Annotated in this window: 11 protein-coding genes; 6 read left to right on the top strand and 5 right to left on the bottom strand. The window is 70.9% G+C overall.

What is annotated here, in order from left to right; translation table 11 throughout:
- Positions 1-5 precede the first annotated feature (5 nt).
- Positions 6-563, bottom strand: a complete 558-nt coding sequence (locus E1J50_RS07090) for a pyridoxamine 5'-phosphate oxidase family protein (RefSeq protein ID WP_132251870.1) — start codon at positions 561-563, stop codon at positions 6-8.
- Positions 564-588: 25 nt separating this feature from the next.
- Entirely contained in the window at positions 589-1,209 is a 621-nt protein-coding gene (locus tag E1J50_RS07095; RefSeq protein WP_245516463.1) for a TetR/AcrR family transcriptional regulator, read from the bottom strand.
- A 200-nt stretch (positions 1,210-1,409) separates the two neighbouring features.
- Between E1J50_RS07095 and E1J50_RS07100 the strand changes: the two genes are divergently transcribed.
- The gene (locus tag E1J50_RS07100) at positions 1,410-4,823 is read left to right on the top strand and encodes an acyl-[ACP]--phospholipid O-acyltransferase (protein WP_132251872.1); all 3,414 of its coding nucleotides are present in this window, start codon (positions 1,410-1,412) and stop codon (positions 4,821-4,823) included.
- Between the two features lie 102 nt (positions 4,824-4,925).
- On the opposite strand, the gene E1J50_RS07105 is transcribed toward E1J50_RS07100, so the two are convergent.
- Both E1J50_RS07105 and E1J50_RS07110 read right to left on the bottom strand, forming a co-directional pair.
- Positions 4,926-6,056, bottom strand: a complete 1,131-nt coding sequence (locus E1J50_RS07105; protein WP_132251875.1) for an aminotransferase class I/II-fold pyridoxal phosphate-dependent enzyme — start codon at positions 6,054-6,056, stop codon at positions 4,926-4,928.
- Between the two features lie 445 nt (positions 6,057-6,501).
- Positions 6,502-6,972, bottom strand: coding sequence for a DUF4279 domain-containing protein (locus E1J50_RS07110; protein ID WP_165937807.1), 471 nt, complete (start codon positions 6,970-6,972; stop codon positions 6,502-6,504).
- 577 nt (positions 6,973-7,549) lie between these two features.
- Between E1J50_RS07110 and E1J50_RS07115 the strand changes: the two genes are divergently transcribed.
- The 4 genes from E1J50_RS07115 (at position 7,550) to E1J50_RS07130 (ending at position 10,674) form a co-directional block, all read left to right on the top strand.
- Positions 7,550-8,041, top strand: coding sequence for a DUF4188 domain-containing protein (locus E1J50_RS07115; protein WP_342635891.1), 492 nt, complete (start codon positions 7,550-7,552; stop codon positions 8,039-8,041).
- Between the two features lie 57 nt (positions 8,042-8,098).
- Positions 8,099-9,352 (top strand): adenosylmethionine--8-amino-7-oxononanoate transaminase, encoded by a 1,254-nt coding sequence (locus tag E1J50_RS07120; protein WP_132251882.1) that lies wholly within the window; start codon positions 8,099-8,101, stop codon positions 9,350-9,352.
- 95 nt (positions 9,353-9,447) lie between these two features.
- A complete protein-coding gene (locus tag E1J50_RS07125; RefSeq protein ID WP_132251885.1) occupies positions 9,448-9,846 on the top strand; it encodes a response regulator in 399 nt (132 codons plus the stop codon).
- A 153-nt stretch (positions 9,847-9,999) separates the two neighbouring features.
- The gene (locus tag E1J50_RS07130; protein WP_207919163.1) at positions 10,000-10,674 is read left to right on the top strand and encodes a MarR family winged helix-turn-helix transcriptional regulator; all 675 of its coding nucleotides are present in this window, start codon (positions 10,000-10,002) and stop codon (positions 10,672-10,674) included.
- 80 nt (positions 10,675-10,754) lie between these two features.
- On the opposite strand, the gene E1J50_RS07135 is transcribed toward E1J50_RS07130, so the two are convergent.
- On the bottom strand, positions 10,755-11,030 hold the full coding sequence (locus E1J50_RS07135; protein WP_132251887.1) for a hypothetical protein: 276 nt from the start codon (positions 11,028-11,030) through the stop codon (positions 10,755-10,757).
- A 371-nt stretch (positions 11,031-11,401) separates the two neighbouring features.
- Here E1J50_RS07135 and ileS point away from each other — a divergent pair, with 371 nt between their 5' ends.
- Positions 11,402-14,377 (top strand): isoleucine--tRNA ligase, encoded by a 2,976-nt coding sequence (ileS, locus tag E1J50_RS07140; protein WP_132251889.1) that lies wholly within the window; start codon positions 11,402-11,404, stop codon positions 14,375-14,377.
- The last annotated feature ends 90 nt before the right edge of the window (positions 14,378-14,467 follow it).

The raw sequence follows: 14,467 nt of genomic DNA on the forward strand, positions 1-14,467 counted from the left end.
GAGTCTCAGGCCTCGTCGAACAGGCCGGTCGGCAGGCCGTCGAGGCTGCGGGCGTTCTTCTCCCGCCGGTAGGCGTCGAGCCCCGCCTCGCCCTTCGCGGCGGCCCAGCGGTCGAGGTTTGCCCGCTCCTCGCGGTAGTCGAAGAGAGGCACGGCGTAGCCGCAGGAGGTCTGCACGAGGTCGATGGCGAGGTGCACGATCTGGCGGGCGCCGGGGGGCTCCGTGCCGCCGAAGGCCGTGTCGAGGAGGCGCGCGTAATCCGCGCCGCCCCGCGCCAGCACCGTGCCGCGCCCGTAGAGCCGCAGGATCATCGGCAGGCCCTCGAAGGCGCAGAGCATCAGGGTCAGTCGCCCGTCGGCCAGGAGATGCGCCGCCGTCTCGTTGCCGCTGCCGGTGAGGTCGAGATAGGCCGCCGCGTCGTCGCCGAGGATGCGCAGCTCCCGCGTGCTGCGCGGCGACACGTTCACCCGCGTGCCCGCGGCGGCCGAGGCCGTGAAGAAGACGTGCTGGCGGCCGATGAAATCGCGCAGGCGTTCGTCGAGCCTTGGAAACTGCTTGGCCATGGATGACCCCTCCCTTCAAGACCGATTACCCGAGGAACCGCCTGACCAGCATCTGCCCCAGCGCCCGCGGCGATTCCGCGGTCAGCATGGCGAGCTTGCGCGAGGTCGAGAGGGCGGCGAGGCCGTGAAGGCCGGCCCAGAGGGCGGCCACCGCCTGCCGCCGCTCCTCGGCCTCCGGGATCAGCGGCGCCAGGACCGCGTCGACCGGGCGGATCGCCTCGGAGAGCGCCTCCGCGTACCAGTCCGGAAAGGGGGCGCCGGGCGCGGTCGTGTATTCCGAGACGAGGCTCCACACCGTCGGGTCCGCGGCCACGAAGGCGAGGTAGGCGTCGGCGAGCGCCAGCGCGTTCTCGCGCGGCGACACCTCCGGCCGGGTCGCCGCGAGCAGCGTGTCGCGCAGGCGCCCGAAGGTGCGGGCATTGACCCGCAGCACCACTTGGTCGAGGTCGCCGACCGCAGTGTAGATCGAGTTCGGCGCGTAGCCGATCGCGCTCGCGAGCCGGCGCATCCCGAGGCCCCGCAGGCCCTCGGCGCGCAGGAGCCCTTCGGCGGTCTCCGTCACGAGGGCGAGGAACGCCTCCCGGTCGTGCTCGCCGCGCGGACCCGTGCCGCGCCTCGCGCTTCGCTTTCCCGCCACCTTTGCCACGCATCCTCCCATCGGCGTGCGCGCCCGCACCCGGCGGGCCTTCTAGATTGTACGGCGTGCAAATTCAACGTTGCAGGCCGAACGGAGCGGATCTAATTCTTGTACACCGTTCAAAAACGGCGGCCGCACGGAGCGGGCCACGCCGGATTTGACGCTTTACCGATCGGCGGGCAGTCATGCGCTCAGCCGGGGAGGCAACCATGTTCCGCTCGCTGATGACGGCGCGACGCTTCGCGCCCTTGTTCTGGTGCCAGTTCTTCTCGGCCTTCAACGACAACTTCCTCAAGAACGCGCTCGCCTTCCTGATCCTGTTCAAGATCGGGGAGCACGATCCGGGGCATTCCGGCATCCTGATCACGCTGGCGAGCGCGGTCTTCATCGGCCCGTTCTTCATCCTGTCCGGCCTCGGCGGGCAACTCGCCGACCGCTACGACAAGGCGATCATGGCCCGGCGGCTCAAGTTCGCCGAGATTTTCGCGGCGGCGACCGCCGTCATCGGCTTCTTCCTCCATTCCGTGCCCGTCCTGTTCGTGGCGCTCGGCCTGTTCGGCGTGATCGCGGCCCTGTTCGGCCCGATCAAGTACGGCATCCTGCCCGATCATCTGCGGCGCGAGGAATTGCCGGCCGGCAACGCGCTCGTCGAGGGCGCCACCTTCCTGGCGATCCTGCTCGGCACGATCGTGGCGGGGCTCGCCACCGCCGCGGGCGGCAGCGGGGCGGCCTTCGGCGCCATGATCATGGGCTTCGCCCTGCTGTGCTGGCTCTCGGCCCGGCTGATCCCGCGCACCGGCGAGGGCGCGCCGGACCTGCGCGTCGACCCGAACGTCGCCCGCTCGACGGTGGAGCTTCTGCGCGACCTCTGGTCCGATTCCCGCCTGTGGCGCGGCTCGGTGATCGTGAGCTGGTTCTGGCTCGTCGGCGCCGTCGTGCTGTCCCTGCTGCCCGTCCTCGTGAAGACGGGGCTGAACGGCTCCGAGACCGTGGTGACGCTCCTGCTCGCCACCTTCTCGGTCGGCATCGCGCTGGGCTCCGGCCTCGCCTCCTGGCTCGCGAGCGGGCGCATCGTTCTCCTGCCGGTGCCCGTCGGCGCGGTGCTGATGGGCCTGTTCGGCCTCGACCTCGCCTGGACGGTGGCGCACCTGCCCCCCGCCTCGGGCCCGATGGTCGGCGCCGCCGAGTTCCTGGGCACCGGCACGGGCCTGCGGGTGGCGATCGACTTCCTCGGCCTCGCGATGGCGGGCGGCCTCTACATCGTGCCCTCCTTCGCCGCGGTGCAGGCCTGGACCGACAAGGCCAAGCGCGCCCGCGTCATCGGCGCCGTCAACGTGCTCACCGCCGCCTTCATGGTGGCGGGCACCCTGGCGCTCGCCATGCTCCAGGGGGCGGGCTTCTCGATGGCCGCCCTGCTGGCCCTCGTCGCGATCCTCAACCTGATCGTCGGCGCGGTGATCTTCGCGACCCTGCCCACGAGCCCGTTCCGCGATTTCCTCTCGATCCTGTTCCGCGCCTTCTACCGGCTGGAGGTGCGGGGCCTGGAGAACGTCGAGAAGGCGGGGCCGAACGCCATCGTGGCCCTCAACCACGTCTCCTTCCTCGACGCGCCGCTCGCCCTCTCGCTCCTGGAGCAGGAGCCCGTCTTCGCGATCGACCACGGCATCGCGCAGCGCTGGTGGGTGAAGCCATTCCTGACGATCACCAAGGCGATGCCCCTCGACCCGACGCGGCCGCTCGCCACCCGCACGCTGATCAACGCGGTCAAGGGCGGCGAGACGCTGATCATCTTCCCCGAGGGCCGGCTCACGGTCACGGGCAGCCTGATGAAGGTCTATGACGGCGCGGGCCTCATCGCCGACAAGTCGGGCGCGATGGTGGTGCCGGTGAAGATCGAGGGGCTGGAGCAGACCGCCTTCTCGCGCCTCTCCCGCGCCCAGGTCCGCCGCCGCTGGTGGCCGAAGGTGACCGTGACGGTGCTGGAGCCGGTCCGGCTCACGGTCGACCCGGAATTGAAGGGCAAGGCGCGCCGCCAGGCGGCGGGTGCGGCCCTCTACGGCATCATGTCCGACCTCGTCTTCCGGACCGCCGACATCGACCGCGGCCTGATGGAGGCCCTGATCGAGGCGGGCGACCGCCACGGCTGGCGCCGCAGGGCGGTCGAGGATCCGATCGGCGGCACGCTCTCCTACGGCCGCCTCGTGATGGGCGCCAACATCCTGGCCCGCAAGCTGATGCCGCTCGCCCCCGTCGGCCGGCCGGTGGGCGTGATGCTGCCGAACGCCAACGGCGCGGCCGTCACCTTCTTCGCCCTCGCCTCGGCCGGCCGGGTGCCCGCGATGATCAACTTCTCGGCCGGACCCGCCAACATTCTCTCGGCCTGCAAGGCGGCGGAGGTGCGCACGGTGCTCACCTCCCGCGCCTTCATCGAGAAGGGCCGCCTGAGCGGCCTGGTCGAGGCGATCCGCGGCGAGGTCGAGATCCTCTACCTCGAGGACGTGCGCGCCACCGTCACGCTCGGCGACAAGATTCGGGGCTTCCTCGGCCCCCGCAAGCCGCTCGTGGCGCGAAGGGGCGACGATCCGGCCGCGATCCTGTTCACCTCGGGCTCCGAGGGCACGCCGAAGGGCGTGGTGCTCGCCAACCGCAACATGCTGGCCAACACCGCCCAGGCCGCCGCCCGCATCGATTTCGGCCGCACCGACAAGGTCTTCAACGTGCTGCCGGTCTTCCACGCCTTCGGGCTGACGGTCGGCCTCGTGCTGCCCCTGATCTCGGGCGTGCCCGTCTACCTCTATCCCTCGCCGCTGCATTACCGGATCGTGCCGGAGCTCATCTACGGCTCGAACAGCACCATCCTGTTCGGCACCGACACGTTCCTGGCCGGCTACGCGCGGGCCGCCCACGCCTACGACCTGCGCTCGCTCCGCTACGTGCTGGCCGGCGCCGAGGCGGTGAAGGACTCGACGCGGCGCACCTGGGCGGAGAAGTTCGGCCTGCGCATCCTCGAGGGCTACGGCGTCACCGAATGCGGGCCGGTTCTCGCGCTGAACACCCCGATGTTCAATCGCTTCGGCACGGTCGGCCGGCTGATGCCCGGCATGGAGGCGCGCCTCGAAGCCGTGCCCGGCATCGACACGGGCGGGCGCCTCTTCGTGCGGGGGCCCAACGTCATGCTGGGCTACCTGCGCGCCGAGAAGCCGGGCGTGCTGGAGCCGCCGGCGGGCGGCTGGCACGACACGGGCGACATCGTGACGATCGATCCGCCGGGCTTCATCACCATCACGGGCCGGGCCAAGCGCTTCGCCAAGGTGGCGGGCGAGATGGTCTCGCTCGCCGGCATCGAGGCGCTCGCCGCCGATCTCTGGCCGGAGTCCCCGAGCGCGGTCGCGGCGGTGCCCGATGCCCGCAAGGGCGAGCGGCTGATCCTGTTCACCGAGCGGAAGGGGGCGACCCGGGCCGAGTACCAGAGCTTCGCCAAGGGCCGCGGGGCCACCGAGATCGCCATTCCCGCCGAGGTGGTGGTGCTCGACCGGATCCCGATGCTCGGCACCGGCAAGGTCGATCAGGTCGGCGTGACGCGGCTCGCCCGCGAGCGGGCGCAGGCCGTCGAGGCGGCCTGAGACGGGCCTCGGGCGCGTCGGAGCGCCCGCGATGCGATCATCGGTGCGATCACCGTTCGGGGGCCTGGGACGTTGATCGCGATCATGTCGCGCGCGGGGGGCTCAAGCCCGCAAGTCCCGCACGGCCTCGGCCAGCGCGTCGACCTGCGCCTCGCTGTGGGCGGCCGAGAGGGCGATCCGCAGGCGGGCGGTGCCGGCCGGCACGGTGGGCGGGCGGATCGCCACGACGAGGAAGCCCCGCGCCTCGAGCGCCGCCGAGAGCGCGAGCGCGCCCTCCGCCGCGCCCACGAGGATCGGCACCACCGCGCTCTCGGCCTCCGGCAGCCCGAGCCGGGCCGTGAGGCGGCGGGCGAGCACCAGGGGCCGGGCGGCGCGCTCCGGCTCCGCCTCCAGGATCTCGAGGGCGGCGAGCGCCGCCGCGGCGGAAGCCGGCGGCAGGCCCGTCGTGTAGACGAAGCTGCGCGCCCGGCTCGTGAGGAGGTCGACGACGGCCCGGCTCGCGCAGACATAGCCCCCGTAGGAGCCCAGGCTCTTCGAGAGCGTGCCCATCTCGAGCGGCGCCCGCGCCCCCGGCTCGACCACGCCGAGGCCGTGCGCGTCGTCGACGAGGGTCCAGGCGTCGAAATCCTCCGCCAGGGCCAGGATCTCGGGGAGCGGCGCCCGGTCGCCGTCCATGCTGAAGACCCGCTCGGTCAGGATCAGCGCCCGCCTGCGGGCCGGCCGGTGCCGGTCGAGGAGGCGCCGCAGGTCGGCGAGGTCGTTGTGGCGGAAGCGGACCACCTCCGCGCCCGAGACCCGCGCCCCCGCCCAGAGGCAGGAATGGGAGAGCGCGTCCGCGAGCACGAGGTCGCGGGGGCCGACGAGGGCCGGCGTGATGCCGAGATTGGCGAGGTAGCCGCTGCCGAAGACGAGCGCCGCCTCCTTGCCCTTGTGGCGGGCGAGCCGCTCCTCGAGCGCGGCGAGCAGCGGGTGGTTGCCGGTCACGAGCCGGGAGCCGCCGGCGCCGGCGCCGTAGCGGGCCGTCGCCGCCTGCGCCGCCGCGATCACCCGCGGATCGTTGGCGAGGCCGAGATAGTCGTTGCAGGAGAAGGAGATCAGCCTCCGGCCGTCGCGCTCGGCCAGGGCGCCCGCCGTGCGGATCGTCGGCCGCAGGCGGCGGCGCAGGGCCGAGGCGTCGAGCTCGGTGAGCTTCTCGCGCGCGAAGGTTTCGAGGCTCGTTCCGGAATCGGACATCGGAGCGTGAAGCACGCGCAGGCCGGAGGCTGTCAAGCGGCGGCCCGGACCGGGCTTGGGTCAGTTTGAAATGTGAGCGCGGCCAAGTCCGCTCCGCGTTCCCGCGTCGTTCCCTCCCGCATTTCCTCCCGCAGGCGTATGCTTGGCGCCAAGCAGGAGGAATGTATGTGGAAGCCCTGGCAGGGACAGCGTTATGGAAATCACCTGCTGCTAGGCGAGAGTTGATATGCATGGCGGAATAATGGGAAACTCCGCCATCCCGAGCCGCACCATCCAGTCAACATTGTCGAAGCAGCAATGGAAGACCGGCCCGGCTATGGCGGGTTCATGATCTGCCTGACGCGGGCGCGTCGAATCGGCTTAGGAGCATCGAGGACATCGCCGCGCTTGTTGAGGCTGCGGCGCTCGCGCCGGGCAAGCGTGGGCCGTACCAGAAAAGAGCGGTCTAAGCTGCTTGCGTCGTCTCGCCATCGCGGTGGAAGTCGGTTTCTACAGTTCCGCCAGCCTCAGTCACGACATAATGAAATGACCGACTAATCTCTGGAAGCTCTGAATCGGCCGCGCCATACCAGAACACATCAACTCTGAACTTTATATCTGATTCGTTGACGAGGGCCTGTATTTTTGCAAGCGTCTTATTGGGCCATTGAGAAAATTCACCAATGACCAATCGCTCCAGAGCGGCAAGGTGTTTCTTTAAACTACTTGAATGTACGACATTCCGAGTACTATAGACCCAAAGGCCAAACTGCCTTTCGCGTATCTCGTGCTTGATGCGATACGTATCGCCGCGCTTGTACGAGAGCGTAGGCGATGTCTCCATGATCGCAGAGATCAGTTCAGGATCGAGGTCGACGCCCTGAAATACGACAGACGCATACGTAGCGGGGAGCGGCCTAGAGTCAGTGCTCGTCATGCAGGTTTCCGATCTCATCGCCGCTTAGCTTTCCGACCACGTCGCCGTTGTCGTAAATTACTGTGTCATCTCTAGGACTCAGTCCTGCCGCCTGCTTGATCGTGTGCAACGCATCGCTGCACCTATAGGGGTCTATGCCCAACTCCTTGCTAACGTGTGGAACCGGATTGCCGCCCCGATCCCAAATGACGCGGCGTGGCAACCGGGTCTCTCATAGGGTTGCTACGTCGCTCAGCGCGCAGCCTCTCGCCAAGGGTGCCACGGTATCCCATCCCGACTGCCAGGCAACCCCCGCGCCATGCTCAATCGGTGCCTGAGCCTGAATGCCCAAAGCAAACGATCCCTCGCCGACGCGCGGTGCAAACGGCGTCGTTCGGTGGCTTCGGCGAGCGAGGTCGGCGGATTCAATCTGAGACATTCCTCCTAGGCCGGAAGCCTGGCCGCGGGCCCGGGGCCGTGCGATCCTGGACCGAGGCCGGGATGCGGGGAAAACCCGTTCCGTGCGGGGGCCGCTGCCCTTTAAGATCGGGAGAGACGAGGGTCGGGTGAAGCCATGATCGGCGGCAGAAGAGAGCGGGTGCCGGATTTCTCGAACCATCCGGATCTCGTCGTCATCTATCTCGGGATGAAGGTTCGGGCCCTCTACGGCCTGAAGACCCTGATCGGGTTCGGCGCGCCGATCGAGAAGGCCGGCGCCGGCCGCCCGGACGGGCTCCTGCATTACGAGAACAACATCATCTTCAGCCTGCGCCCCCTGCATGTGGGCATGCGCTGGTACTGGCGCGACATGGACAGCCTCGTCGCCTGGTCGAGATCCGAGCCGCACCGGCAATGGTGGGCGGATTTCCTGAAGGACACGCGCGGCGTCGGCATCTGGCACGAGACCTATCACATGCGCGGCGGCATGGAGGCCATCTACAACGACGTGCAGACGCCGGTGGGCTTCTCCGCCTTCCTGCCGATGCAGGAGGCGCGGGGCTCCCTGGCGAGCCGCCACCGGCTGCACGCCGCATCCGACCTCGGCGCCCTGCCCTCCGAGAACCGCCCGGACGCCGCCGCGCTCCCCTGAGCCCGGGCCGGTCCCGCCCCTTGACCGCGCCGCCCGCGCGCCGCAATCCCGGCCGCGATGCCCGCGCACGACACCCATCTCTGGCGGCCCTACACGCAGATGAAGGGGGCGGCCCCGCCGCTCGAGGCGGTGCGCACCCACGGCAGCCGCATCGTGCTCGCGGACGGGCGCGAACTCGTCGACGGCATCGCCTCGTGGTGGACGGCGGTCCACGGCTACAACCATCCCCACATTCGCGAGGCCCTGGTCGCCCAGGCCGGGGCGATGCCGCACGTCATGTTCGGCGGCCTGACCCACGCGCCGGCCGAGCGGCTGGCCGCCCGCCTCGCCGCCCTGCTGCCGGGCGACCTCGACCACGTCTTCTTCACGGATTCGGGCTCGGTCGCCGTCGAGGTCGCCCTCAAGATGGCGGTCCAGCTCTGGATCAACCGCGGCGTTCCGGGCCGGACCCGCATCCTCGCCTTCCGCGAGGGCTATCACGGCGACACCCTGGGCGCGATGTCGGTCTGCGATCCGGACGAGGGCATGCACCGCCGCTTCGGCGCCTACCTGCCGGGGCAGGTCTTCTGCGACCTGCCGCGCGACGCCGGGACGGAGGCCGCCCTCGACGCGGCGCTCGCGCGCCACCGCCACGAACTCGCCGCCGTCATCGTCGAGCCCCTCGTCCAGGGGGCGGGCGGCATGCGGATGCACCCGCCCGAGACGCTGGCGGCGATCGCCCGCCTCGCCCGCCGCCACGGCCTGCCCCTCATCCTCGACGAGATCTTCACGGGCTTCGGGCGCACCGGCACCCTCTTCGCCTGCGAGCAGGCGGGAATCGTGCCCGACATCCTGTGCCTGTCGAAGGCGCTGACCGGGGGCACGCTGGCGCTCGCCGCCACGGTCGCCCGCACCGACATCTTCCAGGGCTTCTGGTCGGACGACCCGGCCGCCGCCCTGATGCACGGGCCGACCTTCATGGCGAACCCGCTCGCCTGCGCGGCGGCCAATGCCAGCCTCGACCTGTTCGAGCGGGAGCCCCGCCTCGCGCAGGCCCGCGCCATCGGCGAGCAGCTCGCCGAGGGAATGGCGCCGCTCGCGCGCCTACCGGGCATCCGGGACGTGCGCGTCCTCGGCGCGATCGGCGTCGTGCAGTTCGAATCACCCCCCGATCTCGCGGAGCTGAAGCGCGGGCTCGTCGCCCGCGGCACCTGGGTGCGCCCCTTCGGCGACATCCTCTATCTCACGCCCGCCCTCACCATCGGGCAGGACGATCTCGGCCATCTCCTCGCGAGCGTGGGCGCGAGCGTGCGGGAAGCGGTTTCCCCCTGAGAGAGTGCTGCAACCCGGAGGATGGTTCCACAGTTGGGATTGCGACACGGTTCACCGGGATGCCCGCCCGGTGCGCCGGCCCTGGATCTGGGAGGATGCACACGGTGACGAACGAGACGACGAGCCCCTCGGACGACCGGCCCGTGATTCTCCTCGTCGAGGATGAGGCCCTCACCATCATGGATCTCGGAGACGTCCTGGAGAATGGCGGCTACGAGACCGTGCAATGCGCCTCCGCGGAGCGGGCGCTCAGCATCCTGCAGGCGCGGCCCGACATCTGCGGCCTCGTCACCGACGTCGAATTGTCGGGGCGGACCAACGGGTTCGACCTTGCCAATTCCGTGGCGGAGGCTCGTCCGCAACTCCCCATCGTGATCGTCTCGGGGCGCGCCGCGCCCGATCCGGAGCGGATGCCGGCAGGCGCCCGCTTCATCGCCCGCCCCTGCAGCGGCGAGGACATCCTCGACCAGTTGCGGAGCCTGCTTCCCTGCTGAGGCGGCGGACCGGGCCCCCGCCGCGCCGCGCTGTCATCGCAGCTTCACACGAAACCGTCACATGCCGTTCCGGTCGGCACCCGACCCCGTCCGGGGCCGGGCGCTCGGCCTTGGCCGTTTCGGCCGGACAGGCAGCGTGAGAAGGTGTAGGCGATGAGAGCGGCGGAGGATGGTCTGTCGGCCGCGTCGAGCGACGAAGTCTCCGGCATGCAGGCGAGCGGCAAGGTCAAGCCGGGGAAGGAATCCGGCAGGGAACCCTCCCTTCCGGAGGGCAAGCCGGGGCGGGAGGAGCAGCGGCGCCTGCGTCCCCCCGGCGCCAAGAGCGTGGGCTGGGCCCTCGTCCAGGCGGCCCGCCTCCACCGCTCCCGCATCGGCGACCGGCTGGCCGCCCTCGACCTCTTCGCCGGCCAGGAGCAGGTGGTGCAGGCGCTCGCGGCCGCCGGCACCATGACGATGGGCGATCTCGCCGCGACCCTGCGGGTCCGCCCGCCCACCGCCTCGAAGACGATCTCGCGGCTCGCCGCCCTCGGCTTCGTGGAGCGCCGGGCCGAGGCCGGGGACGGCCGCATCGTGCGGGTCCGGCTCACCGAGACGGGCCTTGCCCGGGCGGCCGCGATCGAGCGGCTCTGGGACGAGGTCGAGGCCGAGCTTCTCGACGGGTTCGACAACAAGGAGCGCCGCCGCCTGCGCAAGCTCCTGCGCAAGGTCGCCCGTAACCTCGCCGACGTCACCGGCGCCGCGGGCCACGAGGCGGAGGCCGAGCTCGACGGCGAGGAGGAGGACGAGGCGGGGCTGATCGCGCCGGACGCGGTGATCCGCCCGCTGTAAGTGGCGTCCTCTCGCGCCTTGCGCCGGCGGGTCCTGAGAACGCGGCCGGCCGCCTAAAGGGGCCGGCCGCGCGGCGCGCCTCAGCGGCGGTGATACCGGCGGTGGTGGCGGGAATGGCGGCGCGAGCGCAGGTCGGTGCGGTAGGCGCGCCGGCCCGGATCGATGCCGAGCGCCCCGTTGACGGTGCCGACCGCGCCGCCGACGGCGCCGCCCACGATGCCGCCGACCGGGCCGGCGACCCGGTCGCCCTCGGCCGCGCCGCGGCGGACGCCGCCCGGCAGGCCCTGCGCCTCGGCGGCGCCGGACAGAGTGAGCGCCGACAGCGCGAGCGTGGCGGCGACGAGAATGCGTTTCATGGCAGGTGAGTCCTCATTGCGTTGTCTCGCTTCCTGAGAGGCCGGCCTGCGGCACCCGGAAGGTTGCCGGATCAACGGCCGAGCTTGGAAAAAGTGGCAGGCTCGCGATCCGAAGTCGGCTGCGTCGCGAATGCGCAACACTCCGGCGCGCGCATGGCCGCTGGTCTCCGGCCCGCGCCGCTGCTAGAAGCGGCGTCCCATGCGCGACGTCTTCGATCCGCGCGGCTTGCGCCGCCCCACCCGAATTACGGGCCCGGCCTCCGGGTGAGGCCCCGCGCCCGCGCGGGAGCCCCGGATGCCGGGAGAGCGAAGCCGCCGGTCGACGGCCGGCCCGACAGACCCGCCAGACGAGCGCGAAGACGCCTGACCTCATGAGCGACAGCACCGACGCCCCGGCCACCCGGGACTATTCGCAGACCCTGTTCCTGCCCCGCACCGAGTTCCCGATGCGGGCGGGCCTGCCCGTGCGCGAGCCGCACCTCCTGGAGCGCTGGGCCGGGATCGACCTCTACGGGCGCATCCGGAAGGCCGCCGCGGGACGGCCGAAATTCGTGCTGCACGACGGCCCGCCCTACGCCAACGGCAACATCCATATCGGCACGGCGCTCAACAAGATCCTCAAGGACGTGATCGTCCGCAGCCAGGGCGCGCTCGGCCACGACGCCAATTACGTGCCGGGCTGGGACTGCCACGGCCTGCCGATCGAGTGGAAGATCGAGGAGCAGTACCGCGCCAAGGGCCGGAACAAGGACGAGGTGCCCGTCATCGAGTTCCGGCAGGAGTGCCGCACCTTCGCGGGCCACTGGCTCGACGTGCAGCGCGAGGAGTTCAAGCGCCTCGGCGTCACCGGCGACTGGGACCATCCCTACGCGACCATGGCCTTCCCGGCCGAGGCGGCGATCGCCCGCGAGCTCCTGACCTTCGCCATGACGGGCCAGCTCTATCGCGGCTCGAAGCCGGTGATGTGGTCGGTCGTCGAGAAGACGGCCCTCGCCGAGGCGGAGGTCGAGTACGAGGACCACGTCAGCGACACGATCTTCGCCGCCTTCCCGATCCGCGAGGGCGCGACGGGCGACCTCTCGGGCGCCCGCATCGTGATCTGGACGACGACGCCCTGGACCATCCCCGGCAACCGCGCCGTCGCCTACGCGAAGAAGGTGGCCTACGGTCTCTACCGCGTCACGCAGGCACCGGACGACAATTGGGCGCGGCCCGGCGACACGTTCATCCTCGCCGACGCGCTGGCCTCCGGCGTCTTCTCGGCCGCCCGCGTCGAGGCGCAGGAGCGCCTGCGCGACGTGGCGCCCGAGGAACTCGCCGGCCTCACCCTGTCGCACCCGCTCGGCGGCCATGTCCGCGGCTACGACTTCCCCGTCCCGCTCCTCGACGGCGAGCACGTCACGGAGGAGGCGGGCACCGGCTTCGTCCACACGGCGCCGGGCCACGGCCGCGAGGATTTCGAGCTCTGGATGGCGAGCGGGCGCCTGCTCGCGCAGCGCGGCATCGACACGCGCATCCCCTACACGGTCGACGCCGACGGGGCGCTGACCGGGGAGGCGCCCGGTTTCACGGGAAAACTCGTTCTTAACCATAAGGGCGAGAAGGGCGACGCCAACAAGGCCGTCATCGCGGCGCTGACCGAATCGGGCAACCTGATCGCCCGCGGCGTCCTGCGCCACAGCTACCCGCATTCCTGGCGCTCGAAGAAGCCGGTCATCTTCCGCAACACGCCGCAATGGTTCATCGCCCTCGACAAGCCGGTCGAGAGCCTGGGCAACCGGACCCTGCGCGAGGTCTCCCTCCGCGCGATCGCCGACACCGAATGGGTGCCGCCGCAGGGGCGCAACCGCATCAACGGCATGGTCGAGAACCGGCCCGACTGGGTGGTCTCGCGCCAGCGCGCCTGGGGCGTGCCGATCACCGTCTTCGTGAGGAAGGGCACGAGCGAGGTTTTGCGCGACGAGCGCGTCAACGCCCGCATCGTGGACGCCTTCGCGGCGGAGGGCGCGGATGCGTGGTTCACGGATGCGGACGGCGCCCGGTTCCTCAGGCCCGACCACGACCCGGCCGATTACGAGAAGGTGACGGACGTCCTCGACGTCTGGTTCGATTCGGGCTCGACCCACGCCTTCGTGCTCGACGATCCGGAGGCGTTCCCGGGGCTCTCCGGCGTGCGCCGCAGGCGCGACGGGGGCGCGGACACCGTGATGTACCTCGAGGGCTCCGACCAGCATCGCGGCTGGTTCCAGTCCTCGCTCCTCGAATCCGCCGGCACGCGGGGCCGCGCGCCCTACGACATCGTCCTGACCCACGGCTTCGTCCTCGACCCGAAGGGGCTGAAGATGTCGAAGTCGAAGGGCAACGTCGTGGCGCCCCAGAACGTCATCAAGGATTCGGGCGCCGACATCCTGCGCCTCTGGGTGGCGGCCTCCGACTACGCCGACGACCTCCGGATCGGGCCGGAGATCATCAAGACCTTCGCCGAGACCTACCGGAAGCTGCGCAATTCGCTCCGGTGGATGCTGGGCTCGCTCGCCCACCGGGTGCCCGGGCAGGACGTCGCCCTCGGGCAGATGCCGGAGCTGGAGCGCTTCATCCTCCACCGGTTGGCCGAGCTCGACGGCGAGGTGCGCGAGGCCTACCGCACCTTCGACACGAAGCGGGTCGTGGCGCTCCTCAACGGCTTCATGACGGGCGACCTCTCGGCCTTCTACTTCGACGTCCGCAAGGACACGCTCTACTGCGACCCGATCTCCTCGACGGCCCGGCGCGCGGCGCTGCAGGTCATCGACGAGGCCTTCCGGCGGGTCACGATCTGGCTGGCACCCGTGCTCGCCTTCACCGCCGAGGAGGCGTGGCTCGACCGCTACCCGTCCGAGGACGGCTCGGTGCATCTGCAGACCCTGCCGGAGACGCCGGCGGAATGGCGCGACGAGGCGCTCGCCGCGCGCTGGCACAGGATCCGCCGGGTGCGGCGGGTGGTGACGGGCGCCCTCGAGATCGAGCGGGCGCAGAAGCGCATCGGCGCGAGCCTGGAGGCCGCGCCCAGCGTGCACGTCTCGGACCCCGACCTCCTCGGGGCCCTCGACGGGATCGACTTCGCGGACATCTGCATCACCTCGGCCATCCGGATCGAGGCCGGCGAGGGACCGGCGGACGCCTTCCGCCTCGACGAGGTCCGCGGCGTCGCCGTGGTGCCGGGGCTCGCCGAGGGGCGCAAATGCGCCCGCTCCTGGCGCGTCAGCCCGGATGTCGGGATGGATCGGGACTATCCCGACGTGACCCCCCGCGACGCGCAGGCCCTGCGGGAGTGGGATGCGGCGCACGGCACCGCGAGCGCGGCGTGAGGCTGGACCCGATCGGTTCTCACCCATCCCCTTCCCCGCGCGGGGCGGGGAGGGCCTGCGGCGCGCGCCCATGAGGCCCATGACGACGCC

The sequence above is a fragment of the Methylobacterium segetis genome (genome assembly GCF_004348265.1).
GTDB lineage: Bacteria > Pseudomonadota > Alphaproteobacteria > Rhizobiales > Beijerinckiaceae > Methylobacterium > Methylobacterium segetis.

What these genes read in the sequence shown, in the direction of transcription:
- E1J50_RS07120 (WP_132251882.1), top strand. Translation starts at nt 8,099, where the DNA reads ATGCCCGCGCACGACACCCATCTCTGGCGGCCCTACACGCAGATGAAG.
- E1J50_RS07100 (WP_132251872.1), top strand. Translation starts at nt 1,410, where the DNA reads ATGTTCCGCTCGCTGATGACGGCGCGACGCTTCGCGCCCTTGTTCTGG.
- E1J50_RS07105 (WP_132251875.1), bottom strand. Translation starts at nt 6,056, where the DNA reads ATGTCCGATTCCGGAACGAGCCTCGAAACCTTCGCGCGCGAGAAGCTC.
- E1J50_RS07125 (WP_132251885.1), top strand. Translation starts at nt 9,448, where the DNA reads ATGCACACGGTGACGAACGAGACGACGAGCCCCTCGGACGACCGGCCC.
- E1J50_RS07110 (WP_165937807.1), bottom strand. Translation starts at nt 6,972, where the DNA reads ATGACGAGCACTGACTCTAGGCCGCTCCCCGCTACGTATGCGTCTGTC.
- E1J50_RS07135 (WP_132251887.1), bottom strand. Translation starts at nt 11,030, where the DNA reads ATGAAACGCATTCTCGTCGCCGCCACGCTCGCGCTGTCGGCGCTCACT.
- E1J50_RS07130 (WP_207919163.1), top strand. Translation starts at nt 10,000, where the DNA reads ATGAGAGCGGCGGAGGATGGTCTGTCGGCCGCGTCGAGCGACGAAGTC.
- E1J50_RS07090 (WP_132251870.1), bottom strand. Translation starts at nt 563, where the DNA reads ATGGCCAAGCAGTTTCCAAGGCTCGACGAACGCCTGCGCGATTTCATC.
- ileS (WP_132251889.1), top strand. Translation starts at nt 11,402, where the DNA reads ATGAGCGACAGCACCGACGCCCCGGCCACCCGGGACTATTCGCAGACC.